23 protein-coding genes and 1 pseudogene are annotated in these 22,955 nt (G+C 64.3%); 10 read left to right on the forward strand and 14 right to left on the reverse strand.

Annotated features, from left to right (window positions below; genetic code table 11):
• The first annotated feature begins 52 nt into the window (after positions 1 to 52).
• Positions 53 to 1,153: an alpha/beta fold hydrolase gene (locus IQ16_RS25580; protein ID WP_026312703.1), complete on the forward strand. Its 1,101-nt coding sequence runs from the start codon at positions 53 to 55 to the stop codon at positions 1,151 to 1,153.
• Between the two features lie 29 nt (positions 1,154 to 1,182).
• Here IQ16_RS25580 and IQ16_RS25585 read toward each other — a convergent pair whose 3' ends face one another.
• Entirely contained in the window at positions 1,183 to 1,356 is a 174-nt protein-coding gene (locus IQ16_RS25585) for a DUF1328 domain-containing protein (RefSeq protein WP_018647430.1), read from the reverse strand.
• A gap of 181 nt (positions 1,357 to 1,537) precedes the next feature.
• On the opposite strand from IQ16_RS25585, the gene IQ16_RS25590 reads away from it, so the two are divergent.
• Complete coding sequence (locus IQ16_RS25590; protein ID WP_018647431.1) at positions 1,538 to 2,728, forward strand: acyltransferase family protein; 1,191 nt, start codon at positions 1,538 to 1,540, stop codon at positions 2,726 to 2,728.
• 121 nt (positions 2,729 to 2,849) lie between these two features.
• Here IQ16_RS25590 and purL read toward each other — a convergent pair whose 3' ends face one another.
• On the reverse strand, positions 2,850 to 5,060 hold the full coding sequence (gene purL / locus IQ16_RS25595) for a phosphoribosylformylglycinamidine synthase subunit PurL (protein WP_018647432.1): 2,211 nt from the start codon (positions 5,058 to 5,060) through the stop codon (positions 2,850 to 2,852).
• A 185-nt stretch (positions 5,061 to 5,245) separates the two neighbouring features.
• On the opposite strand from purL, the gene IQ16_RS25600 reads away from it, so the two are divergent.
• The 3 genes from IQ16_RS25600 (at position 5,246) to IQ16_RS25610 (ending at position 7,537) form a co-directional block, all read left to right on the forward strand.
• Positions 5,246 to 5,725: a PaaI family thioesterase gene (locus tag IQ16_RS25600; protein ID WP_018647433.1), complete on the forward strand. Its 480-nt coding sequence runs from the start codon at positions 5,246 to 5,248 to the stop codon at positions 5,723 to 5,725.
• A 75-nt stretch (positions 5,726 to 5,800) separates the two neighbouring features.
• On the forward strand, positions 5,801 to 6,787 hold the full coding sequence (locus IQ16_RS25605; protein WP_018647434.1) for a DMT family transporter: 987 nt from the start codon (positions 5,801 to 5,803) through the stop codon (positions 6,785 to 6,787).
• Positions 6,788 to 6,868: 81 nt separating this feature from the next.
• Positions 6,869 to 7,537, forward strand: coding sequence for a CPBP family intramembrane glutamic endopeptidase (locus IQ16_RS25610; protein ID WP_018647435.1), 669 nt, complete (start codon positions 6,869 to 6,871; stop codon positions 7,535 to 7,537).
• Positions 7,538 to 7,545: 8 nt separating this feature from the next.
• On the opposite strand, the gene IQ16_RS25615 is transcribed toward IQ16_RS25610, so the two are convergent.
• The 3 genes from IQ16_RS25615 to purQ all read right to left on the reverse strand — a co-directional run bounded on the left by IQ16_RS25615 (position 7,546) and on the right by purQ (position 10,159).
• Positions 7,546 to 8,289: a tetratricopeptide repeat protein gene (locus IQ16_RS25615; protein ID WP_018647436.1), complete on the reverse strand. Its 744-nt coding sequence runs from the start codon at positions 8,287 to 8,289 to the stop codon at positions 7,546 to 7,548.
• Between the two features lie 182 nt (positions 8,290 to 8,471).
• Positions 8,472 to 9,461: a tripartite tricarboxylate transporter substrate binding protein BugD gene (locus IQ16_RS25620; protein WP_018647437.1), complete on the reverse strand. Its 990-nt coding sequence runs from the start codon at positions 9,459 to 9,461 to the stop codon at positions 8,472 to 8,474.
• Positions 9,458 to 10,159, reverse strand: coding sequence for a phosphoribosylformylglycinamidine synthase subunit PurQ (gene purQ, locus IQ16_RS25625; protein ID WP_018647438.1), 702 nt, complete (start codon positions 10,157 to 10,159; stop codon positions 9,458 to 9,460). The genes IQ16_RS25620 and purQ overlap by 4 nt, the downstream gene beginning before the upstream one ends.
• 167 nt (positions 10,160 to 10,326) lie before the next feature.
• Here purQ and IQ16_RS25630 point away from each other — a divergent pair, with 167 nt between their 5' ends.
• Complete coding sequence (locus IQ16_RS25630) at positions 10,327 to 11,343, forward strand: magnesium and cobalt transport protein CorA (protein ID WP_018647439.1); 1,017 nt, start codon at positions 10,327 to 10,329, stop codon at positions 11,341 to 11,343.
• Positions 11,344 to 11,466: 123 nt separating this feature from the next.
• Here IQ16_RS25630 and purS read toward each other — a convergent pair whose 3' ends face one another.
• Together purS and purC are read right to left on the reverse strand one after the other, a co-directional pair.
• Complete coding sequence (gene purS, locus IQ16_RS25635; RefSeq protein ID WP_007602264.1) at positions 11,467 to 11,709, reverse strand: phosphoribosylformylglycinamidine synthase subunit PurS; 243 nt, start codon at positions 11,707 to 11,709, stop codon at positions 11,467 to 11,469.
• A gap of 13 nt (positions 11,710 to 11,722) precedes the next feature.
• Positions 11,723 to 12,490: a phosphoribosylaminoimidazolesuccinocarboxamide synthase gene (gene purC / locus IQ16_RS25640; protein WP_172782948.1), complete on the reverse strand. Its 768-nt coding sequence runs from the start codon at positions 12,488 to 12,490 to the stop codon at positions 11,723 to 11,725.
• 331 nt (positions 12,491 to 12,821) lie between these two features.
• On the opposite strand from purC, the gene IQ16_RS25645 reads away from it, so the two are divergent.
• On the forward strand, positions 12,822 to 13,145 hold the full coding sequence (locus IQ16_RS25645; protein WP_018642733.1) for a DUF1476 domain-containing protein: 324 nt from the start codon (positions 12,822 to 12,824) through the stop codon (positions 13,143 to 13,145).
• Between the two features lie 5 nt (positions 13,146 to 13,150).
• On the opposite strand, the gene IQ16_RS25650 is transcribed toward IQ16_RS25645, so the two are convergent.
• Positions 13,151 to 14,125 (reverse strand): LysR family transcriptional regulator, encoded by a 975-nt coding sequence (locus IQ16_RS25650; RefSeq protein WP_018642734.1) that lies wholly within the window; start codon positions 14,123 to 14,125, stop codon positions 13,151 to 13,153.
• 108 nt (positions 14,126 to 14,233) lie between these two features.
• Between IQ16_RS25650 and IQ16_RS25655 the strand changes: the two genes are divergently transcribed.
• On the forward strand, positions 14,234 to 15,061 hold the full coding sequence (locus IQ16_RS25655) for an isocitrate lyase/PEP mutase family protein (RefSeq protein WP_020607860.1): 828 nt from the start codon (positions 14,234 to 14,236) through the stop codon (positions 15,059 to 15,061).
• Here IQ16_RS25655 and IQ16_RS25660 read toward each other — a convergent pair.
• Positions 15,048 to 15,209 (reverse strand): annotated as a pseudogene (locus IQ16_RS25660) (cyanase); the annotation flags it as partial. The gene IQ16_RS25655 and the pseudogene IQ16_RS25660 overlap by 14 nt on opposite strands.
• A 160-nt stretch (positions 15,210 to 15,369) precedes the next feature.
• On the opposite strand from IQ16_RS25660, the gene IQ16_RS25665 reads away from it, so the two are divergent.
• On the forward strand, positions 15,370 to 15,717 hold the full coding sequence (locus tag IQ16_RS25665) for a hypothetical protein (RefSeq protein WP_018642737.1): 348 nt from the start codon (positions 15,370 to 15,372) through the stop codon (positions 15,715 to 15,717).
• A gap of 271 nt (positions 15,718 to 15,988) precedes the next feature.
• Here IQ16_RS25665 and cynS read toward each other — a convergent pair whose 3' ends face one another.
• The 4 genes from cynS to IQ16_RS25690 all read right to left on the reverse strand — a co-directional run bounded on the left by cynS (position 15,989) and on the right by IQ16_RS25690 (position 19,976).
• Positions 15,989 to 16,477: a cyanase gene (gene cynS / locus IQ16_RS25670; protein WP_018642739.1), complete on the reverse strand. Its 489-nt coding sequence runs from the start codon at positions 16,475 to 16,477 to the stop codon at positions 15,989 to 15,991.
• 15 nt (positions 16,478 to 16,492) lie between these two features.
• Positions 16,493 to 17,416, reverse strand: a complete 924-nt coding sequence (locus IQ16_RS25675; RefSeq protein WP_026311949.1) for an ABC transporter ATP-binding protein — start codon at positions 17,414 to 17,416, stop codon at positions 16,493 to 16,495.
• 153 nt (positions 17,417 to 17,569) lie between these two features.
• Entirely contained in the window at positions 17,570 to 18,409 is an 840-nt protein-coding gene (gene ntrB / locus IQ16_RS25680; RefSeq protein ID WP_026311950.1) for a nitrate ABC transporter permease, read from the reverse strand.
• Positions 18,410 to 18,596: 187 nt separating this feature from the next.
• A complete protein-coding gene (locus tag IQ16_RS25690) occupies positions 18,597 to 19,976 on the reverse strand; it encodes a CmpA/NrtA family ABC transporter substrate-binding protein (protein WP_018642742.1) in 1,380 nt (459 codons plus the stop codon).
• A gap of 159 nt (positions 19,977 to 20,135) precedes the next feature.
• Here IQ16_RS25690 and IQ16_RS25695 point away from each other — a divergent pair, with 159 nt between their 5' ends.
• The gene (locus IQ16_RS25695) at positions 20,136 to 22,061 is read left to right on the forward strand and encodes a sigma 54-interacting transcriptional regulator (RefSeq protein ID WP_018642743.1); all 1,926 of its coding nucleotides are present in this window, start codon (positions 20,136 to 20,138) and stop codon (positions 22,059 to 22,061) included.
• 10 nt (positions 22,062 to 22,071) lie between these two features.
• Here IQ16_RS25695 and IQ16_RS25700 read toward each other — a convergent pair whose 3' ends face one another.
• Complete coding sequence (locus tag IQ16_RS25700) at positions 22,072 to 22,950, reverse strand: sulfurtransferase (RefSeq protein ID WP_018642744.1); 879 nt, start codon at positions 22,948 to 22,950, stop codon at positions 22,072 to 22,074.
• Between the last annotated feature and the right edge of the window lie 5 nt (positions 22,951 to 22,955).

Raw genomic sequence — 22,955 nt, forward strand, 5'->3', positions numbered from 1 at the left:
GGCACTCCGACTCCGGGCGATCATCACCCCGTCTCAGTCGACGCTGCTGTCAATGCCGCGCAAGGCCGGAAGACTGATTGGACTCTCGTTGCTGGGACTGGCCGGCGTCGTCATCGTGGTGGCCACAGCCGGGCTGGGTTTTCGCGCCTATCGCCAGCATCTTGCTGCCGAAACTCTCGCGATCCGCTCCCCCAAGGGGGTGCAGGAGGGAGAGTTCGTCGACATCGGCGGCATCAAGCAATGGATTCAAATCCGCGGCGAGGATCGGGATAACCCGGTCCTGCTGTTCGTCCACGGCGGGCCCGGAGGCACTACCTTGCCCATCTCGTCGGGCTGGCGCTCCTGGGAAAAGCATTTCACTATTGTGCAGTGGGACCAGCGCGGTACCGGCCGCACTTATGGTGCCGCTGGAGAGACGCTCGCTCCAACGATGACATTGGAACGAATGACGCAGGACGGCATCGAGCTGGCCGAATATCTGCGCGCGCACTTGCACAAGCACAGGATTGTCCTGGTCGGACACTCCTGGGGCTCATTCCTGGCAATTCACATGGCGAAGCAACGCCCCGACCTGTTCTGGGCCTATGTCGGCACAGGTCAGGTCGTCGGCAGGACGACCTTCGAGAAGGCATTCGAGCTCAAGATTGCCCGCCTGCAAACACTGGCGGCGTCGACCAGCAACAACGAGGCGCTGGCGGAGTTGGCGCCGATCGCTGCACGGCCGACCATGAGCGAGGAAAATCGCCTGATCGCCGAAAAGTGGAGCCGCGTGCTGGCCCTTCCCGTCGATCGCATCCAGCTGGCTGGCGCGATCCCGCCCCGCTTCATGCCGGATTTCTCGCTGCTCGATTGGTACAACTGGCGCAAGGGCGTCGCCTTCTCCACCAAATATCTGACCGGACGGGATGGTCCGATGGTTCAGCACGAGGTGGCCTCACTAGGACTCGAATTTTCAATCCCCATGTTCTTCATCGAGGGCGATTCGGATGGCGTGACGCCGGGCGGACCTGCCGAGCAATATTTCAGTCAGATCACTGCACCCCATAAGGAATTTGTCTGGGTTCGCGGCGGCGATCATTTTCTCCCGTTCAACCGTCCCGACGAGTTTCTCGGGGAGTTGCTGACCCGCGTAAGGGCGTACGCTCGCAATTGAGGACGCGAGCCGGTCGAGCGGCTTCGCCGCTACGCCCGGAAGATCGTCAGCCCCAATATCAGCAGCGCCAGGAAGATCACGACGAAGACGTAGAACAGGAAGCGGGCGACATCGGCCGAGGCGGCCGAGATGCCGGTGAAGCCGAACACGCCGGCCACGATCGAGACCAGTAAGAAGATCAGCGCCCATTTCAGGATCGTCATCACCAGCTCCGAAATTGTGCCGCCACTGCGGCCCTCAAGCCCCTTTGCGCGAACGCCAACCTTGCTACGCGGAACTGGTTCCTATCGTCCCAGGACGGTTGTGGGGCTCACACACCCCTTGCTGAATCCGGTTCCGGGCGGCACAGTCCGTCGCGGGACAGGAGCGCAATCGGGGCGAACCATGACGACGATGTCACATACAGCGACGATCGGTCCGGAGGCGCAAGCTGCACCAAAGGCCAAGGCGCGCAACCTGTCGCTGGATCGGGCCCGCACCTTCCTGACCCTGGTGGTGCTGCTGCACCACGCCGTGATCCCCTATACCTACTTCGGTCATACCGATCCGAAATTCTTCTTCGGCTTCGACATGATCGTGCTCGCCACCGACAGCTTCTTCATGGCGATGTTCTTCTTCCTGTCGGGCTTGTTTGCTTGGTCGGGCATCGCCCGCAAGGGCGCGCTGAACTATCTGGCAGATCGCCTGCTTCGGCTTGGCCTGCCGTTCGTGATCTGCGCATTCACGATCATCCCGCTCGCCTATTACGCCATCTCGCTCCGACACCATCCCGAGATCGGCTTTTCGGAATACTGGTGGAATATGGTCACGAAGGGCCCGTGGCCGAGCGGGCCGATCTGGTTCCTTTGGGTCTTGTTCGCCTTCGACCTGGTTGCCTGCCTGCTGCACCGGCTGTCACCCAACCTGCTCGATCCGATCAACCGCCTCTCGCTGCATGGTCGCCGTCGGCCCGCCGCGTTCTTCGCGGTCATGCTTGCCGTCACCGCAGCGTTCTACATTCCTGGGCGAATTCTTTATGGACCAAGCAGCTGGTTCGAGTTCGGACCGTTCTCAGTGCAGCACGGGCGCGTGATGCTCTATGCGACCTACTTCTTTTTCGGTGCCGGCATCGGCGTCGCGAACATGGATCGCGGCCTGCTCGCGGCAGATGGCCGGATGGCGAGGGTCAGCTGGGACTGGATGGTGCTGGCGATCGTTCCGTATTGCTTGCTCTGGGTGCTGATCTTCATCAAGCGCGAAATACTGGGCAACCCGTCGGCATTGCCGGACTGGTATGAAGCGCTCTATGCCATCTGCTTCACTGTCTTCAGCGTGGCCATCATGTTTCTGATCCTGGCCTTTTTCCAGCGGTTCAAGCAATCAGGTTCAGCCAAGCTACTCGATCCGATGCAGTCCGACGCCTACGGCATGTTCCTGGTGCACTACCCGATCGCACTGTGGCTGCAATACTGGCTGTTCGACTATGACCTGCCCGCGATCGTCAAGGCGACGATCGGCTTCGTGCTGACGGTCGCGTTCAGTTGGGCGCTAACGCGAGCGTTGCGGCAGATCCCCGGGGCAACGAAGGTGCTGTGAGGCCAGGCCTCTCCACTCGTCATTGCGAGGAGCCCTTGCGACGAAGCAATCCAGACTGCCTCGGCGGAGGGATCCTGGATTGCTTCGCTACGCTCGCAATGACGGAGTGCGTGGCAGCAGCTTACGCCGCCTTGCCGCCCATATATTCCGGCAGCCAGCGCTCGAACGACTTGCGCAAGCTGTCGATCGTAACAGGCGCCTCGCCGGCAATCGCGATCGCGTCGCCACCGGTGGTGCCGATCCGCACGCAGGGCACCTCGCAGCCGCGCATCTTGGCGAGCACGCGGCCGGCTTCGGTCTCCGGCACGGTGACGAGATAGCGCGCCTGGTCCTCGCCGAACCAATAAGCCTGCGAGACAAGCGACGTCGGCGCCGCCAGCAGCTTTGCACCCATGCCGCCCGCCATCGCCATCTCGGCGAGCGCGATCAGGAGGCCACCGTCGGAGAGGTCGTGCACGGCGGTCGCGGTGCCCGCATGGATCATGCCGCGCACGCAGTCGCCGTTACGCTTCTCGGCGGCGAGATCGACCGGGGGCGGTGCGCCCTCCTCGCGGCCGCAGATGTCGCGCAAATACACGGATTGGCCGAGCCAGCCATGGGTCTCGCCGATCAAGAGGATCGCCTCTCCCTCGGCCTTGAAGGCCAGCGACGCCGACTTGGTGAAGTCGTCGAGCAGGCCGACGCCGCCGATCGAGGGCGTCGGCAGGATCGCGCGGCCGTTGGTTTCGTTGTAGAGCGAGACGTTGCCTGAGACGACCGGGAAGTCAAGCGTGCGGCAGGCTTCCGAGATGCCCTTCAGGCAGCCGACGAACTGGCCCATGATCTCGGGACGCTCGGGGTTGCCGAAGTTGAGATTGTCGGTGATCGCGAGCGGCTTGCCGCCGACCGCGGTGATGTTGCGCCAGGCTTCCGCCACCGCCTGCATTCCACCTTGATAAGGATCGGCCTCGCAATAGCGCGGCGTGACGTCGACGGTCAGCGCCAGGCCCTTCGGCCCGTCCTGGACGCGCACCACGGCGGCATCGCCGCCGGGGCGCTGCATGGTGTTGCCGAGGATGACGTGGTCGTACTGCTCCCACACCCAGCGCTTGCTGCACATGTCGGGCGTACCGATCAGCTTCTCCAGCGCGCTACCTAAGCCCATCGGCGCGACCACGTCGCGGGCGTGCACGACCGGCAGCGCAGCGGACGGGACATGCGGGCGGTCATAGACCGGCGCCTCGTCGCCGAGCTCCTTGATCGGCAGGTCGGCCATGACGTCGCCGCCATGCTTGACGACGAAGCGCTTGCTCGGCGTGGTGTAGCCGACAATCGCAAAATCGAGCCCCCACTTCGTGAAGATCTCCTCCGCTTCCTTTTCCTTCTCGGGCTTGAGCACCATGAGCATGCGCTCCTGGCTTTCCGAGAGCATCATCTCATAGGCGCTCATGCCGGTCTCGCGGGTCGGCACCGCATCGAGATCGAGATCGACGCCGAGATCGCCCTTGGCGCCCATCTCGACCGCCGAGCAGGTCAGGCCCGCCGCGCCCATGTCCTGGATCGCGATGACGCAGCCCTTCTCCATGATCTCGAGGCAGGCCTCCAGCAGCAGCTTCTCGGCGAAGGGATCGCCGACCTGCACGGTCGGGCGCTTCTCCTCGGACTTGTCGTCGAATTCGGCCGAGGCCATCGAGGCGCCGTGAATGCCGTCGCGGCCGGTCTTCGAGCCGAGATAGACGATCGGCATGTTCACGCCGGAGGCGGCCGCATAGAAGATCTTGTCGGCGTCGGCGAGGCCGACCGCCATCGCGTTGACGAGGATGTTGCCGTCATAGCGGGTGTGGAAGCGCACCTGGCCGCCGACCGTCGGCACGCCGAAGGAATTGCCGTAGCCGCCGACGCCGGCGACCACGCCGGAGACGAGATGCCGGGTCTTGGCATGCTCGGGCGCGCCGAAGCTCAGCGCATTGAGGCAGGCGATCGGCCGCGCGCCCATGGTGAAGACGTCGCGCAAGATGCCGCCGACGCCGGTGGTCGCGCCCTGGTAGGGTTCGATGTAGCTCGGGTGGTTGTGGCTCTCCATCTTGAAGACCACGGCCTGGCCGTCGCCGATGTCGATCACGCCGGCATTCTCGCCGGGACCCTGGATCACCCAGGGGGCCTTGGTCGGCAGGCCGCGCAGATGGATGCGCGAGGACTTGTACGAGCAATGCTCGTTCCACATCGCCGAGAAGATGCCGAGCTCGGTGAAGGTCGGCTCCCGCCCGATCAGCTTCAGGATGCGCTCATACTCGTCGGGCTTGAGCCCGTGGGCGGCAACCAGTTCGGGGGTGATCTTGGGTTCGTTCTTCATGGATTCGGGGCTTTCGGCGGCGGTTTGGCCGTTCTTAGGAACATCGGGGGCCTTGGAAAAGCCCTTTATGGCGCATTTTCCCGCTGTCCCACGTTTTGCGCCGGGGGCCCCGCGGGAACGGGAATTGCACGGCGCTGACGGATCGGATTTAAGGGCAAAGCACCCGTAATTGAAGGCCCATTTCCTTGCACGAATTGACCAAAATGGCCGCTTCCCCCCGCCCCGAGCTGCATGTCGCGACCGAGGGCGAATTTGCGGGCTGGCAGACCTGGATCCGCGACAGTTTTGAGAACCATATCGGCCCCTTCTGGCACCGCCTGGAGGCGGACGGCAGCGTCCGCTGCGCCTTCCGGGTCGAAAAGAAGCACCTGAACGGCTCCGGAAACGTCCATGGCGGCTGCTTCATGGCCTTCGCCGACTACAGCCTGTTCGCGCTCGGCCGCCACGCGCTGCAGGGCAAGGGTGTGACCGTCAATTTCGCCTGCGAATTCCTCGATGCGGGACATGAGGGCGAGCTGATCGAGTGCACCGGCGAGGTCACCCGCGCCGGCAAGTCGCTGATCTTCCTGCGCGGGCAGATGAGATCTGGCGAGCGCCTTCTGTTCACCTTTTCCGGAACGATCAAGCGGGCGAAGTGGAAGTCGCTCCCTCAGCCAAACGCATAGCTCGGCGCCTTCCCTTTTGCCGCCCCCTCGCCCAGACTTGGGCCGAGCGCGTTCGCGCCGGGGAGCAGAAACAAGGTGCCGCAGAGCACATCGCCGAGGGGTCGCGCAGCGGCCGCCGTATCGTCGCCGCTGCCATCCATGGCCGCCACCGGCGCCCGCAACTGGCGCGATTACGCGCTGCTGTTCGCGCTGGCCTGCTGCTGGAGCTCGACCTATCCGCTGGCAAAACTCGCGCTGGACACCATCCCGCCGATCACCTTCATCTCGGCGCGCTCGCTGATCGCGGCCGCCTTCCTGTTCGCGATCCTGTGGATGCGCGGCAGCAAAATTCCCACCGACGCGAAGGCCTGGAAGCTGTTTGCGACCCAGCAGCTGATCAACTCGACCTTCCCGTTCCTGATCATCACCTGGTCGCAGCAATATGTGCCGGCCTCGAACACGGTGGTGCTGGCCTCAACCACGCCGATCTTCGCCTTTTTGATCACCTCGCTGATCACGCGCCACGAGCCGGCGACGCTGCTGAAGCTCGCCGGCGCGATTTTGGGACTCGCCGGCACCGTCGCCATCGTGGGGCTCGATGCGCTGCGCGGCTTCGGGAGTGAGATCGTGGCGGAGATCGCGATCCTGCTCGCCACCATCTCCTTTGCCTGCGCGACCATCTTCGGCCTCAGGCTGTCCGACTACGATCCGATGGTGGTGGCGGCGGGCTCGCTCCTGTTCGGCGGCCTCGTGCTGCTGCCGCCCGCGCTGGTCATCGACCAGCCCTGGACACTGCATCCGACGTTTCAGGCCATCGTCGCCACCATCGTCATGGGCATCGTCTCCAGCGCCTTGGGCCTGATGCTGTTCTACGTCTGCCTCGGCCGGCTCGGCACGCTGACAACGAACGCGCAGGGCTATCTGCGCATCCCGATCGGCGTTGGCCTGTCCGTGCTGCTGCTCGGCGAGAGCGTGCCATCGAGCCTGGCACTGGGCCTGCTGCTGGTGATGGCGGGCGTCGCCGCGATGACGATTCCGGACGAGGCCTACAAGCGCTGGTTGGGACGGCTGCGTAGGGTCTGAGGGCCGGTTGACACACGTTGGACCAATGTGAGGTAGTCGCGCGCAAGCCTGTCGTGACACATCCCTCCATCAGGGCCCAGCATGGAAAGTCGTTCTCCGCACGCCATTGGCGATTCAAAAGCCGATCGCGTGCCCGGCATCTGGTGGTTCGCCCTCGCGCTTGTTCCGCTCGTTGCATCCCAACTCATGCGACTGCATCAGAACACTGCAGCGGGTTGGCTCGTCTGGGACTATGCCGGCCGGATAGCTGCCCTGGCCATCCTTGCGGCGATTCCGGCAGCACGAGCTATTGCCTATCGCACGGAGAAACGTCGGATTTCCTTTCTTGAAATCGGCGTCTGGATCGCAGGAATTGTGCTGCTGGACCGCTTGGGTCAGTGGCCGCAACGTCTCATCGATGCGACATTTCCGGCGACTGTCATTGGCAAGTATCCGCACCCGACCGGCTGGCTCGACGTCTTCGATCTCGTTTTTGGCCTGGCACTGGTCGCGGCCAGCGAAGAGATCATTTTCAGGCGATTGCTTCGGAACGCATTGCTGCCTTACGTGGGCGACGGTGTCTTTGCCATTCTGGTCACGTCTCTGATATTCGGCGCCCATCATTGGTGGACGGGGATCGGAAACATCCTGCTCTCCGCAACAATCGGCATCCTTTTCATGGTGATGTACCGGCGCTCAGGCGCGCTTTGGCCGGTCGTGCTCGTGCATTACCTGGTTGACCTGATCGCCTTCTCTGGCGTTTGGCGTTGAAGCGGCAATCAGCGCGACGCCGACAATTGCTTCTCGGCGATGTTGAGCCACTCGGCCTGCGCATCGCGCAGATATTTTGGCGCGCGGCGCATCTGGATCAGCAGCTCGTTGAAGACCATGCGCGCCTCGGCGGTACGGCCGACCATTTGCAGCAGCATGCCGTAGCGCACCCGCGCCTCGGCGCCGGGGAAATAGCCGGCGAGCGCGTGATATTCCTCCAGGGCCTCGTCGAGCCGGCCGACCTCGGCGAGCGCGCGGGCGTAGAGCAGATGCGCCTCCGCGGAATCGAAGTCTGGCCATTGCTTCTGGAGATCGTCCAGCGTCGCCAGCGCATCGGCCGGGCGCTTGGCGGCAAACTCGGCCCGCGCCTTGCCGAAGGCATAGGCGGGATCGTGGCCCATCGGCAGTTTCAGGATGTGATCGTAATGCGCTTCCGCTTCGCTGAACCGGCCGATATTGGTGCACTCTTCCGCCAGCGCCGCCCGGTTGGCGATGGTGTCGGTGTCCGCCAGCCGGTCCGACAGCTCACGATAGCGCTTCTCCGGATCGAGGCGGTTGGCGACGCGTTGGCGCGCCTGCCGCGCACCGGGGCTGGAAAACCATTCGGGAATGAGCTCGACCGCGATATAGGCGAGCGCGCCCATCATCGGCACCAGCAGGATGATGAAGGCCCAGGGGCGCAACCGGCCGGTTCGCGAGGCGTGGTAGATCAGCGTGATATCGAGCAGCAGAACGACCAGGGCAACGGGCATGTGACATCCAGGGGCACAACGACAGCGCACGCTTCCTGATATCGCAACCGGCGCGACCGAACAACCTGGAGTTGCCAGTCTTCGCAGGAATCAATAGCCCAGGACACATGCGCCGAGATGGCGACGTGGAGTCAGTCGTCTCGAACGCAAGGCAGGTTCACGGGATCGCAGCCAGAAAGCGGCTATTGCTTGGCGTCGTCCGCCAGCATCTTCCGGTACTTCTCGACGTCGCGCGTCACGAGCTGCTGCAGCAGCTCTGGCGTATGCTCGTTGTCATCGGGCGCGACGGTCGAGAGGTCGGCAAAACGCTTCTTCACCGCGTCGGTCCCGACTGCGGTGCGCGCCGCCGCGTTCAGCTTGGCAATGACGGCCGGCGGCGTGCCCTTCGGCGCGAACAGGCCGTTCCAACCCTGCGCCTCGAAATCGGGAAGACCGGCTTCAGCCGATGTCGGCAGCTCCGGCAGCGTGGCGAGCCGCACGGTCGAGCCGACCACGAGCCCCCTCACCAGCTTCTCGTTGATCGACTGCGAGACCGAGGCGGCCGCATCGCAGACGCCGTCGATCTGGCTGCCCACGGCATCCGTCAGCGCGGGCGCGGCGCCGCGATAGCCGACCAGCGTCGCATCGATCCCGGCGGCGGTGACGAAGCTCTTGCAGATCAGATAATTCGACGAGCCGACGCCGGCATGGCCGAGATTGATCTTGCCGGGATTGGCCTTGGCATAGGCGATGAACTCCTTGAGGTCCTTCGCCGGAAAGTCCTTGCGCAACGCGATGATGCCGAACGTCTTCGCCACCATCGCGATCGGCACGAAGGACTCGGGCGTGAACGGCAGTTTTGGATAGATCGTGTAGGTCGCCGCATTGGTGCCGGCATTGCCGATCGCGATCGTGTAGCCGTCAGGCTCGGCGCGGGAGGCGCGCGCCAGCGCGGTCGAGCCACCGGCGCCCGCAACGTTCTCGATCACGATGGTCTGGCCGAGCGCGATGCCCATCTGCTCGGCGACGGTGCGCGCGATCACGTCCGAGGTGCCGCCGGCCGCGAACGGCACGATCATGGTGATCGGACGCTTGGGATAGTCCTGCGCGAATGCGGCAGTCGCAAGCGAAAATGTTGTGAACGCCAGCGCCGCGATCGCGGCGAGAGCACGCTTCACCACGAACGGGATCACGCGGCCTTGTCCAGATGCTGGGCGAGGCCGGCGAACAGGCCGCGGCCGTCGGTGCAGCCCATGATGTCTTCGACGTGGTTTTCGGGATGCGGCATCATGCCGAGCACGTTGCCCTTGTCGTTGACGATGCCGGCGATCGACTGTGCCGCGCCGTTGATGTTGGCGGCCTCGTCGACCACGCCGTCGGCGGAGCAGTAGCGGTAGAGCACCCGCCCCTCGCCTTCGAGCCGCTTGATGGTTTCTTCGTCGGCCTCGTAATTGCCCTCGCCATGCGCGACGGGCACGCGGATCACCTGACCTGCATTGTAGCCGCGGGTGAACGGGGTGTCGGAGCGCTCGACGCGCAGATGCACGTCGCGGCAGATGAATTTCAGCCGCGCATTGCGCATCAATACGCCCGGCAGGAGGCCGGATTCGCAGAGGATCTGGAAGCCGTTGCAGACGCCGAGCACGAGCCCGCCCTTGGCCGCGTAATCGCGCACCGCATCCATCACCGGCGCACGCGCGGCGATTGCGCCACAGCGCAGGTAATCGCCATAGGAGAAACCGCCCGGCACGACCACGAGGTCGGTACCTGATGGCAGCGACGTCTCGGCGTGCCAGACCATCGCCGGCTCGCTTCCGGAGATCAGCCTCAATGCGCGCGCCATGTCGCGCTCACGGTTGATTCCGGGAAAGACGAGGATGGCGGCTTTCATGGCAGAGGTTCCGACGGTGATGGGAATCGGGCTGGCCAAAGGGCCAATTCGTGAAGAGACATAGCCATTTGACGGGGATTTTACCAGTGCTAGCCTTGCCGGGCGGCCTTGTACACAGGCCATAGCCACGGCACTTTTGCCCGACGATCTTGCCCGGGATTGAAGCCATGAACGTCCCGTCGCGGCCCGCATCCCCCTCCGAGCCGGTATCCACCGAGGGCGTCATCGCTGCCGGCGCCTATGTCGACGGAAGGCGCGTCGCCAACATCGCCATCAGCGAAGCGTCGAGCTGGCGGGCCAAGCCCGGCCACGTGGTCTGGATCGGCCTGCACGAGCCCGACATGGCGCTGCTCGGCGCGGTGCAGAAGCAGTTCGACCTGCACGAGCTCGCCATCGAGGATGCCAACCACGCCCATCAGCGGCCCAAGATCGAGCAATATGGCGAGGCCCTGTTCATCGTGGCGCGCACGGCGCAGCTGATCGATGGTCGCATCGCCTTCGGCGAGACCCACATCTTCGTCGGCGACGGCTATCTGGTCTCGGTGCGCCACGGCGCCTCGACGTCCTACACCCCAGTGCGCGAACGCTGCGAAAGCTGCCCGCGGGCGCTTGCCCGCGGCGAGGACTACATCCTCTACGCGATCCTCGATTTCATCGTCGACAACTACTCGCCCGTGCTGGAGAGCATTCACGAAGAGGTCGAGGGCATCGAGGACGACGTGCTCGCCCACGCGATCACCAGGGCGCAGATCGAGCGGCTCTACATGCTGCGCCGTGACCTGTTACGGCTCCGCAACGCGATCGGACCGCTGGTGGAAGTCTGCCGCCGGCTCGAGCACGACGAGCTGTCGATGGTGCGCGCGACGATGCAGCCGCTGTTCCGCGACGTCACCGACCACGTCAGGAACATCCAGGAGCGCATCGATTCCATGCGCGAGGTGCTGGCCTTCGCCTTCGAGGCGAGCCTTCTGGTCGGCCAGGCGCAGGAGACGGCGGTGTCGAAGAAGCTCGCCTCGTGGCTGGCGATCATCGCCATCCCGACCGCGCTCGCCGGCATCTACGGCATGAACTTCAAGCACATGCCGGAGCTGGACTGGGAGTACGGCTATTACATGCTGCTCGGCGTGATGCTGGCGGCCTGCGGCGCGCTCTACTGGCGTTTTCGGCGGGTGGGATGGCTGTGAGCTGCGAAAGCGCTCAGCAATAACTTCGTAGCCCGGATGGAGCGAAGCGCAATCCGGGACAGTGCCACCGCGGATAGTCCCCGGATTTCGCTTCGCTCCATCCGGGCTACGACTCAGTCCGGCCTAGCCGATCAGCTCGACCCGGTAGTTCTCGATCACGGTGTTCGCCAGCAGCTTGTCGGCGGCGTCCTTCAGCGCGGCTTCCGCCTTGGCCTTGTCGGCACCGGCGAGCTCGATGTCGAACACCTTGCCCTGGCGGACGCTGGCGACGCCGTCGACGCCGAGCGACTTCAGCGCGCCTTCGATGGCCTTGCCTTGCGGATCGAGGATGCCGGTCTTCAGGGTAACGGTAACACGTGCCTTCACGTCTATATCCCTCTTAGCTCTTCACCAGCACCGGGCCCGTGCCCTGCGGACGCTCGTTCTCCATGAGGATGCCGAGGCGCTTTGCAACTTCGGTATAGGCCTCGAGCAGGCCGCCGAGGTCGCGGCGGAAGCGATCCTTGTCGAGCTTCTCGTTCGACTTGATGTCCCACAGACGGCAGCTGTCCGGTGAGATCTCGTCGGCGACGATGATCCGCATCATCTCGTTCTCGAACAGGCGGCCGCACTCCATCTTGAAGTCGACGAGGCGGATGCCGATGCCGAGGAAGAGGCCGGTGAGGAAATCGTTGACGCGGATGGCGAGCGCCATGATGTCGTCGATCTCCTGCGGGGTCGCCCAGCCGAAAGCGGTGATGTGCTCTTCCGACACCATGGGGTCGTTGAGCTGGTCGTTCTTGTAATAGAATTCGATGATCGAGCGCGGCAGCTGCGTGCCCTCCTCGATGCCGAGGCGCTGCGACAGCGAGCCGGCGGCAACGTTCCGCACCACCACTTCCAGCGGCACGATCTCGACCTCACGAATCAACTGCTCGCGCATGTTGAGGCGGCGGATGAAATGGGTCGGCACCCCGATGTCGTTGAGGTGCTGAAACAGGTACTCCGAGATCCGGTTGTTGAGGACACCCTTGCCCTCGATCACCTGATGCTTTTTCGCATTGAACGCGGTGGCGTCGTCCTTGAAGTGCTGGATCAGGGTACCGGGCTCCGGGCCTTCGTAGAGAACCTTTGCCTTGCCTTCATAAATGCGACGCCGACGGCTCATTGGGATGTACCGTGTTTTGTTGAAATCCATGAATTTGGTGTGCTCCGGTTGACTAGGATTACGACCCACAGCGGAGCTGCCGTGAACGGCTCGGAACCCATCCATAACCCAAGGAAACACCGAGGAAACAGAACGGGAACCAAGCCTTTAGGCAACCTATCCGATTGGCTGTCCGAGCACAATCGATCCGGCCGTCCGGCACCAACTTATACCGTCCTGCCTGCGGCTTAACGGCTCGTTGTTTTGCCGATTCGTGCTCCTTATCTAGGCATGCGCCGGGGCTCCCGCAACGAGGGCCGCCGGGTCCAGTCAGCAGGGAATTGGAAGACGCATGAGCGAAATCAACAAGCGCCAGGAAGGCTTCGAGAAGAAATTTGCCCTCGACGAGGAGCAGAAATTCAAGGCGGAGGCCCGCCGCAACCGGCTGCTCGGGCTGTGGGCAGCCGAAAAGCTCGGCATATCGGGCGACGCCGCCACCGCCTACGCCAAGGAGGTCGTCGCGGCCGATTTCGAGGAAGCCGGCGATGCCGACGTCCTGCGCAAGGTCATGGCCGATTTCGCCGCCAAGAGCGTCGCGGTTACCGAGCAGGCGATTCGCGCCAAGATGAGCGAGCTGCTCGCGGTCGCGGCCGCCGAGGTGAAGGCAGGGAAATAATACGTTCAGATCCGACGCCGGCGCGCAACGACCTTGCGCGCCGGCGATTTTTTTCGCCTACCCCGGATGTTCGAAACGTCGCCCTTGGCGTAGTCGCGGCGGATGGTTTCCAGCAGACGCTGAGCGGCCGCACTCAGAAAGCCGCCGCGACGGGTCACCAGGACGATGCGCTGGTCCGCAGCGAGATCGCCGACGGTGATCGTCGAGATCGTCCCCGTACGCAGTTCCTCCGCCACGTGGCTTTGCGCCAATAGCGCAAGGCCAAAGCCCGCCTCCACGAGGCGCTTCTGCGCGGTGAGGCTGTCCACCGCCGTCCACTCCACGTCCCCGAGGCCTTGCGTCAGGAACAGCGCGAACACGTGAGCCGCCGCGATCTCGCGGCGGCCGCGCGTTTCCGGGAACGCGATCCAGCGCTCGCCGCGAAGCTCGGCAAGCCGCTTCACGCGCTTGCCGGCGAGCGGATGATCGGACGCACAGACCACCTGCAACGCTTCGCTGAGTACCAGCTCGCAGGCAAGATCGCCCGCGCGACCGGCGTTGTAACGCAAGCCGATCGTGGCCTCGCCGCGCCGGATGAGATCAGAGACCTCCGCGCTGGTCGCGGTCCGCAAGGCGAGCGCGACCGCGGGATTCTCCGCGGCAAACCGTTTCATGATGCCCGACAGGCGGCCGTCGGCGAGCGTGCCGGTCACGGCCAGCGAAACCGGCCCCGAATTCTGTTTGGTCAGCGCGCGTATCGCCTGTTCGGCGTCCTGCGCCGCCGCGACGGCGCGCTCGGCGTAGGGGATCAGCACGCGCCCGGCATCGCTGAGCCGCGTACGACCCGCGATCCTCTCGAACAGGGGCACGCCGAGCTCCTGCTCCAGCAGCGCGATGCGGCGCGATATCGCCGGCTGCGAGCGATGCAGTGCCTTTGCAGCGTTCGAGATGCCGCCGCGCCGGTGCACCACCAGGAACGTGTTCAGCGCGTCGCTGTCCATGTCGGACCTCATGCAAAAAGCTGATGATATCGAGAGAAATAACAAATTTGTCTGATGGGCGAAACCATCCTATCGCTGCTGCGCGACAAGAGACCGACAGGAGCCCCTATGCCCACCCAGGCCGACAAGGCAGCACGATTTCGCGAACTGCATCAGCGCCCCGGCGCCTTCATCATCCCGAACCCCTGGGATGGCGGCACCGCAAAACTGCTGGCGTCGATGGGGTTCGAGGCGCTGGCGACGACGAGCCTTGGCCTTGCCAACACCCTCGGCAGCACGACCGTCAGCCTCGATGCCATCCTTGAAAACTGCCGGATCATCGCCGAGGCGACCGATCTTCCCGTCAATGCCGACCTCGAAAACTGTGGCGCCGACGATCCGAAGACCGCGGCAAGGGCCATCACACGCGCGGCAGAGGCCGGCTGCGTCGGCGGCTCGATCGAGGATTTTACCGGCGATCCGCGCAAGCCGATCTACGATTTCCAGCTCGCGGTCGAACGCGTGCAGGCCGCCGTCGAGGCGGCACGCGCGCTCCCCTTCCCATTCACGCTGACGGCCCGCGCCGAGAACCTGCTGAAGGGCAACAACGATCTCGACGACACGATCCGGCGGCTGCAGGCGTTCGAGGCCGCCGGCGCCGACGTGCTGTATTCGCCGGGGGTCCACGACCTCGAGACCATCCGCACCGTGGTCTCGTCGGTCAAAAGGCCCTTCAACCTGGTGATGGGCTTTGCCGATCCGACGCTGACCGTCGAGCAGATTGCCGCAGCCGGCGTCAAGCGCATCAGCGTGGGCGGCGCCATGGCCCGCGTTGCGCTGGCTGCTTTCCTGAAGAGCGCGCGCGAGATGAAGGAGAACGGCTCCTTCACCTATGTTCGCGAGATGGCACCGATCAAGGAGCTGCGCGACGCATTCGCGTCGGTCAGCCCTCCCTAAAGCCGTACTCCGGCACGTTGCCGCAGCCGCCGTAATCTTTGTACGGCAGGGACTTGCCGCTCATCGTGATCTTGACGCGATCGCCCCTCGGGTTGGCGACGCGCTCGATCCCCATGTCGAAGTAGATCGCCGACATGATGCCGTCACCGAGCCTGGCTCCGAAATTTCTGGCCAGGCTGATGGGCCCATCGTCTCTCGCGACACCCTCCCCCTTTGGCAACACCACCTTGTGATCGACCTTTGGTTGCAAATCTTGATATTAAAATCTAAGATATCATTGATGGCAGCAGCCTTAAGGGGAGGCGCAAATGAACGAAATGCTTACGAGGCAAATCACCGACCAGGCCCAGGCGGTCCAAACCCAGTCCGGTACCTATACCTGGTACCTCAACGCGTATCAGCTGCACGGCAACCTTTGGCTGTCCTGGCAGACCACCGCGCCGTTCAGGGCCCAGCAGGGACAAATCATGGTCTATTCGGGCCAGTTTTTTCCGTCCAACCCCCAAGACAACGTCAAGGCATGGCAGTGGGATAACGTCAGTTCGGGTGGCTGGGATACCGGTCTGCCTTATGGCACCGGCTGGTATTGCGCGTGGAATGCGCAACGCAGTCCGAACGGACCTTACGCCTACGCTGTGCAGCTCGTTACGGGTTAGCACGGCCGGCGTCGGCTGGTTCGTCAAGGAGCGTACGGCTTCGGAGCGCCATGCCGGCGCGGATCATTTTCAACACAGAAGCCCGCGACGCCGCGCTCAAAAAGCGCGGCGCGTCGTCGTGACGACGTCGCGTGGCGCGCCGTCAGGTTGCGCGCGACGGCAGGCTCCGCGAAGCAATCGATCGCCGCGCTCATCACGCAAGATGGATTGCTTCAGGGCAAATTGCTTCGCAATCTTGTCGCAAGCGCCCCGCCATGGCGGTTGAGCGCCCTCACCCTTCCTTGAAGCCGTACTCCGGCACGTTGCCGCTGGCGCCGTAATATTTGTACGGCAGGAACTTGCCGGTCATGGTGATCTTGACGCGGTCACCCTTCGGGTTGGCAACGCGTTCGATTCCCATGTCGAAGTCGATCGCCGACATGATGCCGTCGCCGAACTCTTCCTCGATCAGCGCCTTCCAGGCCGGGCCGTTCACCATCACCATCTCGTAGAAGCGGTAGATCAGGGGATCGGTCGGCGGCATCGGCGTGCCGGTGCCGCGCATCGGCACCTCGTTGAGCATCGCGGTCTCGGCCTTCGAGAGGCCGAACAGCTCGCCGGCGTTCGCCGCCTGCGGCTTCGTCAGCTTCATCTGACCCATGATCGCGCCGACGATCAGCACCTCGGAATAGCCGCCGATCTTCTCGCAGATGTGTTTCCAGCTCCAGCCCTTCTCGCGCTTGATGTCGAGCAGTTTTTCGGTGAGGTCTTCGCGTTTCATGTTGGTGTCTCCTTGTTAGGCACTCAATCCGGGATTGGTCCCGGGTGTCCAGGTCTGTCGTTGCTCTTCACTACCCGAGGCGATCGTCAGTCCGGGCTTGCCGATATGCACCAGAGGCACGTTGCGCGGATCATGATCCGGCGTCTCGGCCACGAAGGTCTTGCTGCGCGCCACCAGGAAATCGATGATGTGGTTGCGCAGCGCGTAGTAGAGCGGATGGCGATGCAGGTCGGTGCGGGCGCGATCCCTCGGCAACGGGTTTTCGACGACTTCGGCCAGCACAGCGCCGGGCCCGTTGGTCATCAGGAAAATCTTGTCGGCGAGATAGATCGCCTCATCGACGTCATGGGTGATCATGAACGCGGTCTGGCCGGTCTCCAGGCAAATGCGCCGCACCTCGTCCTGCAGCGTGCCGCGCGTCAGCGCGTCGAGCGCCGAGAACGGCTCGTCCATCAGCATCATCTTCGGCGTGATCGACAGTGCCCGCGCGATGCCGACGCGCTGCTTCATGCCGCCCGACAGCTCCGAGGGGCGCTTGTACTCGGAGCCGGTGAGGCCCACCAGATCGATGAATGTCTGCGCATGCGCCTTGACCTTGGCGCGATCCCAGCTCCGCCATTTCGAGCTCACGGCATAGGCGACGTTGCCGAGCACGGTGCGCCAGGGCAGCAGCGCATGGCTCTGGAAGATCACGGCGCGGTCGAGGCTGGTGCCGGAGATCGCCTGCCCGTCGACGATGACGGCGCCCTCGCTCGGCGCATCGAGGCCGGCGAGGATGTTCAGCACCGTGGTCTTGCCGCAGCCGGAATGGCCGATCACGCAACAGAACTCGCCGCGCGCCATCGAGAGCCAGAGGTTCTCGAAAATGGTGGTCGTGGCGCCACCCGCACCGGGGTAGCGTTTTGCGATGCCTTCGATGGAGACGAATTTGTCGGTCATGTCAGGTCTCGTGTCCCGCACGCGGTGCAGCGCGCAGCGGTGCGCCGCAGATGCGGGACCCATGTCGCCGCAATGGGTCCCGGTTCAGCACTGCAACGCTGCGCGCTGCAGTGCGCCCGGGACACGAGAATAAAGATCATTGAGCCCATGATCCTACTCCGGAAAGGTGACCATGCGCGTGAAGCGCGCGAGGATCTGGTCGAGCAGCATGCCGACGATCCCGATCAGGAGGATCGCGATGATGACGTTGGTGATCGAGAGGTTGTTCCACTCGTTCCAGACGAAGTAGCCGATGCCGGTGCCGCCGACGAGCATCTCGGCCGCGACGATCACGAGCCAGGCGATGCCGATCGAGATGCGCATTCCGGTCAAAATCGTCGGAGCCGCCGCGGGGAGGATCACGGTGAAGGCGCGCCTGATGGTGCCGACCTCCAGCGTGCGCGCGACGTTGATCCATTCCTTGCGGACGCTGGCGACGCCGAACACGGTGTTGAGCAGCATCGGCCAGATCGAGCAGATGAAGATCACGAAGATCGCGGAGACCGAGGAATCCTTGATGGTGTAGAGCGCCAGCGGCATCCAGGCCAGCGGCGAGATAGGCTTCAAGACCTGGATGAAGGGATCGAGCGCCTTGCTGAGCAGCGGCGACATGCCGATCAGGAAGCCGAGAGGAATGGCGACCAGCACCGCCAGCAGATAGCCGGTGCCGACCCGCGCGATCGAATAAGCGAGCTGGATGCCGAGCCCCTTGTCGTTCGGCCCGTTATCGTAGAACGGCCGCTTCAGATGGTCCCACAGCTTGGCGCCGACATCGAGCGGACCGGGCATCGCCGATTTGCCCTGCGTGGCCGTGAGGCCCATCAGCTTGGCATATTCCGGGCTCATCGTCGTCACCGGCGCAGTGGAGCGCGTGGCGAGATGCCAGATGCCGAGGAAGGCGGCGAGGAGCGCGATGGAGACGAGGCCGGCGCGGAGACGGAGGGAAGAGTTCATTGTGCGAGACCTCTCCACCCGTCGTCCCGGCCTAGTGCGCTTTGCGCACGGGGGCCGGGACCCATAACCACAGGGAGAAGTTTGGCGAAGACTCGTCGTTCGGTACTGCGACCTTCCGCAGCCGATAGATCACGCGGTATGGGTCCCGGCCTTCGCCGGGACGACGTTGGGGAGACAGCGCGGCCCATCACGACTGCTTCCTGATCTTGAAGCTCGCGACGTAATCCTCGGGCTTGGCCGGATCGAACGTCTTCCCCATCACCGCGAACGACTTGTAGCTGTCCGCCGGCGGCGACAGGCCCATCTCGGTCATCAGCTTCTTGGTGTCGGTGGCGAGATACACCTGCTCGGCCACCGCCTTGTAGTCGACATCGCCCTTGATCTGGCCCCAGCGCTTCATCTGCGTCAGCATCCACACCGCAAAGGACTGCCAGGGGAACGGATCGAAATCGACGCGCTTGGCATCGGTCTTCACCCCGCCGAGACCGTCGGCATAGGTGCCGGTGAGCACCTGCTCCAGCACCGTCACCGGCGCGTTGATGTAGTTGGCCGGCGCAATCGCCTCCGCAATCTGCTTGCGGTTCTCCGCCTTCGACGCATAGGCGGTGGCATCGACGATGGCGCGCGTCAGCGCGGCAAAGCTGTTCGGCGCCGTCGTGATGAACTCGCGGCTGGCGGCGAAGCTGCAGCAGGGATGACCGTCCCAGATCTCCTTCGAGAGCAGATGCATGAAGCCGACGCCGTCATAGATCGCGCGCTGGCAGATGTTGTCGGGCGCGAGGAAGCCGTCGATGTTGTCGGCACGGAGGTTCGCGACCATCTCCGGCGGCGGCACCGAGCGCAGCTGCACGTCGGTATCGGGGTCGATCCCGTGCTCGGCGAGATAATAGCGCAGCAGGTAATTGTGCATGGAATAGTCGAAGGGAATCGCGAACTTCAAACCCTTCCAGTCCTTCGGATCGCGCTTGTCCTTGTGCTTGGCCGCGAGCACGATGCCCTGCCCGTTGATGTTCTCGATCGCGGGCACTGCGAACGGAATGGCGTTGGCGCCCAAGCCAAGCGAGATCGCGATCGGCATCGGCGCCAGCATGTGCGCGGCGTCGTATTCCTTGTTGATGGTCTTGTCGCGGATCACCGCCCAGCCGGCGGTCTTGACCACTTCGACATTGAGGCCGTGCTTGGCATAGAAGCCCATCGGCGCCGCCATGATGATGGGCGTGGCGCAGGTGATCGGGATGAAGCCGACCTTGAGGTCCTTCTTCTCGGGCGCACCGGTCTGCGCAAAGACCTCGGTCGCCGTCTTGAGCGGGAAGAACTGCGAGAGTGCCGCGAGCGCGGTCGATGCACCGACCGATTTCAGGAACGCGCGCCGCGCCACATCCTGCGGAAACATCGCGCGCATCACGGCGGAGGCGACGACGCCCTCGTAGCGCTTCTCCTCGCTCTCGGTCGGCTCGCAGCGCAGCGCCGTGGCCTGCTCGTGCTCGGCCGCGGAACGATGCTGGCCACAGACGCAGCCGGCTCGAAGGTTGCGATCGGGATCAAACGGATTGTCGAACGTGGACATCGGCCCTCCTGCGCGTCATTGCGAGAGCAATTACGCAAGGAGCATGCCACGGCCCCAGAAGCGGCCAGTGCCTTGATGACGCAGCACTTTCGGTCACGCTTGGCCACTACGAAAACTCGTGATAAACGAGATTTCGTAGCTCAATTACGAGATTTCGCAATGGCAACGACGCCAATGCCCATCCACGACGATGTGGCCCCCGCCATCGACCCGCGCATCGCGGCGTTCGAATCCTCGGTCGAGGCGACGCTGCTGGTCGATCCCTTCAGCGACCAGATCGTCGATGCCAATCCCGCCGCCTGCGCCCTGCTCGGCTACGATCGCGCGCTGCTGCGGCAGACCAGGGCCAGCACGCTCCACGCCGGCGAGCTTCCCGCCCTCACCGTCTTCACCCAGGCGGTGCTGCACAGGGGCGCCTACTGGACCACGGCGCTCACGCCCCGCCATGCGACGGGGCAAAATCTCCAGCTCGAATATGCGGGCTGCCTGCTGCCGCATGACGGCCGCTCGCTGCTGCTGCTGACACTGACCGATCTCGAAGCGCGCCGCCGGCGCAATGTCGATGCCGCCGCCGAAGACCATATGCGCGGCGGCATCTCGACCTGGCAGCGGGTCGAGCGCGTGTTCCAGGACATCGAGCGCGAGAACCAGCTGATCCTGCGCGCCGCCGGCGAAGGCATCTATGGCGTGAACGCGGAAGGAAAGACCACCTTCGTCAATCCCGCGGCCGAGCGCATGCTCGGCTGGACCGCCGAGGAGCTGGTCGGCAAGGAGATCCACCCGATCGTCCACCACACCCATCACGACGGCCGCCACTATCACAACCACGACTGTCCGATCTATGCGGCGTTCCGCGACGGCGCCGTGCACCAGGTCGACGGCGAGGTGTTTTGGCGCAAGGACGGCTCGCCCGCCTGGGTCGAATACACCTCCACGCCAATTCGCGACCGCGGCGTCGTGGTCGGCGCGGTCGTGGTGTTTCGCGACGTCAGCCAGCGCCGCGAGGCCGACGAGAAGCTGCATGCCGCGCTCGCCGAGGTCGACCGTCTGCGCGAGCGGCTGGAGCTGGAGAACGCCTATCTGCAGGAAGAAATCCGCATTGAGACCAACCCGCGTGGCATCATCGGTCAAAGCGAGGCGATCCAGAAGACGCTGCGTCAGGTCAAGCTGGTGGCGCCGACCACGGCGGCGGTGATGATCACCGGCGAGTCCGGCACCGGCAAGGAGCTGATCGCGCGCGCCATCCACGAGGACTCCACCCGCAGCGACCGCCCGCTGATCCGCGTCAACTGCGCCGCGATCCCGCGTGAATTGTTCGAGAGCGAGTTCTTCGGCCATGTCCGCGGCGCCTTCACCGGCGCGACGCGCGACCGCATCGGCCGCTTCGAGCTCGCCGACGGCGGCACGCTGTTCCTCGACGAGGTCGGCGAGATCCCGCTCGAACTGCAAGGCAAGCTGCTGCGCGTGCTGCAGGAGGGACATTTCGAGCGCGTCGGCCAGGAGCGCACCCGCGCCGTCGACGTCCGCGTCATCGCCGCGACCAATCGCGACCTCAAGCAGGAGGTGCAGCGCGGCCGTTTCCGCGAAGACCTCTATTTCCGCCTCAACGTGTTCCCGATCGAGACCGTGCCCTTGCGCGAGCGGCGCGAGGACATTCCCCTGCTCGCCCAGCATTTCTTGACGCGCGAGGGCAAGGCGCTGAAGTCGAATTTGCGCCTCTCCGAGGGCGATGCGCGGCGGCTCGCCCGCTACGACTGGCCCGGCAATGTCCGCGAATTGCAGAACGTGATCGAGCGCGCCGCGATCCTGTCGCAGAACGGCCGCCTGCGCATCGATCTGCCCGACTCCTCCGGCGCGCAAGCACCTAGCGGCGCCGCACGCCAGAAGGCCGACACGCGCCCCGCCGTCATGACGTCATCCGAAATGCGCGACCACGAGCGCGCCAATATTCTGGCCGCGCTCGAGGCCTGCTCGGGAAAAGTCTTCGGCCCCGGCGGCGCGGCCGAGATGCTGGACATCAAGCCGACCACGCTGGCCTCGCGGATCAAGGCGCTGGGAATCGCGCCTCGCCCGCGGGCCATGTGATCGCAGGCGCTCACGCCGCCTTGGTCGTGACTCCCGTCGCAATCGGCAGGCCCTGCTCGATCGGCAGCGAGGGATCGCGCGACCATTCGTTCCAGGAGCCGAAATACATCCGCACGTCCTTCACGCCGGCATTCTTCAGCGCGAGGAAGGTGTTCGAGGCGCGCGCGCCCTTGAAGCAGTAGAGATAGACCGGCGTCGTCTGCGAGATGCCGACGGTGGCGCATTCGGCCAAAATCTCGTCCTTGGACTTGAAGCGCGGGCCCTCGGCGGTCGGCTTCATCATGCGATACCACTCCAGCCAGACCGCGCCGGGGATGCGGCCCTTGCGCGGGCAGAAATCCTTCCCATACGGAGAAGAGCTGTCGCCGATCCACTCGTCGACATCGCGGACATCGAGGATGGCGATGCCGGGCTTGCCGACCGCGCCCAGCATGGTCTTGGCGTCGATCAGGATCTCGCCCGCCTCCGGCACGATCGCGAACGAAGCCTTCGCCGGCGCCGGCACGTCCTTGGTCACCGGGAAGCCCGCGGCCGACCAGGCATCGAAGCCGCCATGCAGCACCTTCACCTTGGGATAGCCGAGCATGGTGAGCAGGTAATAGCCGCGGCAGGACTGGCCGAAGCCGGAGTTCATCGACTGTTCGTAGATCACGGCGGTTTCCTTGCCGGAGAGACCCGCGCCGCCGAACGCATCGGCGAATTTTGTCTTGAGCTCAGCCATGCCCTCCGGCGTCGAGGTCGCCAGGAACGTGAAGATCTCATGCACGTTCACCGCGCCCGGCAGGTGCCCGGCGGCATAGGCATCGGGATTGCGGGTGTCGATGACGACACACGGTTCGAGCTTCAAGAGATCGGCGAGTTCGACGGCAGTGATCAGGACGTCAGTCATGGCAG

The sequence above is a fragment of the Bradyrhizobium huanghuaihaiense genome (genome assembly GCF_007830635.1).
Classification (GTDB): domain Bacteria; phylum Pseudomonadota; class Alphaproteobacteria; order Rhizobiales; family Xanthobacteraceae; genus Bradyrhizobium; species Bradyrhizobium huanghuaihaiense.

Bases quoted from the DNA above. Each gene is read 5' to 3' on its own strand.
- IQ16_RS25630 (WP_018647439.1), top strand. From the start codon at position 10,327: ATGAACGTCCCGTCGCGGCCCGCATCCCCCTCCGAGCCGGTATCCACC.
- IQ16_RS25580 (WP_026312703.1), top strand. From the start codon at position 53: ATGCCGCGCAAGGCCGGAAGACTGATTGGACTCTCGTTGCTGGGACTG.
- IQ16_RS25695 (WP_018642743.1), top strand. From the start codon at position 20,136: ATGGCAACGACGCCAATGCCCATCCACGACGATGTGGCCCCCGCCATC.
- IQ16_RS25585 (WP_018647430.1), bottom strand. From the start codon at position 1,356: ATGACGATCCTGAAATGGGCGCTGATCTTCTTACTGGTCTCGATCGTG.
- IQ16_RS25650 (WP_018642734.1), bottom strand. From the start codon at position 14,125: ATGGACAGCGACGCGCTGAACACGTTCCTGGTGGTGCACCGGCGCGGC.
- IQ16_RS25610 (WP_018647435.1), top strand. From the start codon at position 6,869: ATGGAAAGTCGTTCTCCGCACGCCATTGGCGATTCAAAAGCCGATCGC.
- IQ16_RS25675 (WP_026311949.1), bottom strand. From the start codon at position 17,416: ATGACCGACAAATTCGTCTCCATCGAAGGCATCGCAAAACGCTACCCC.
- IQ16_RS25590 (WP_018647431.1), top strand. From the start codon at position 1,538: ATGACGACGATGTCACATACAGCGACGATCGGTCCGGAGGCGCAAGCT.
- IQ16_RS25700 (WP_018642744.1), bottom strand. From the start codon at position 22,950: ATGACTGACGTCCTGATCACTGCCGTCGAACTCGCCGATCTCTTGAAG.
- purL (WP_018647432.1), bottom strand. From the start codon at position 5,060: ATGAAGAACGAACCCAAGATCACCCCCGAACTGGTTGCCGCCCACGGG.
- IQ16_RS25655 (WP_020607860.1), top strand. From the start codon at position 14,234: ATGCCCACCCAGGCCGACAAGGCAGCACGATTTCGCGAACTGCATCAG.
- IQ16_RS25615 (WP_018647436.1), bottom strand. From the start codon at position 8,289: ATGCCCGTTGCCCTGGTCGTTCTGCTGCTCGATATCACGCTGATCTAC.
- purC (WP_172782948.1), bottom strand. From the start codon at position 12,490: ATGAGCCGTCGGCGTCGCATTTATGAAGGCAAGGCAAAGGTTCTCTAC.
- IQ16_RS25645 (WP_018642733.1), top strand. From the start codon at position 12,822: ATGAGCGAAATCAACAAGCGCCAGGAAGGCTTCGAGAAGAAATTTGCC.
- ntrB (WP_026311950.1), bottom strand. From the start codon at position 18,409: ATGAACTCTTCCCTCCGTCTCCGCGCCGGCCTCGTCTCCATCGCGCTC.
- cynS (WP_018642739.1), bottom strand. From the start codon at position 16,477: ATGAAACGCGAAGACCTCACCGAAAAACTGCTCGACATCAAGCGCGAG.
- IQ16_RS25690 (WP_018642742.1), bottom strand. From the start codon at position 19,976: ATGTCCACGTTCGACAATCCGTTTGATCCCGATCGCAACCTTCGAGCC.
- IQ16_RS25665 (WP_018642737.1), top strand. From the start codon at position 15,370: ATGAACGAAATGCTTACGAGGCAAATCACCGACCAGGCCCAGGCGGTC.
- purQ (WP_018647438.1), bottom strand. From the start codon at position 10,159: ATGAAAGCCGCCATCCTCGTCTTTCCCGGAATCAACCGTGAGCGCGAC.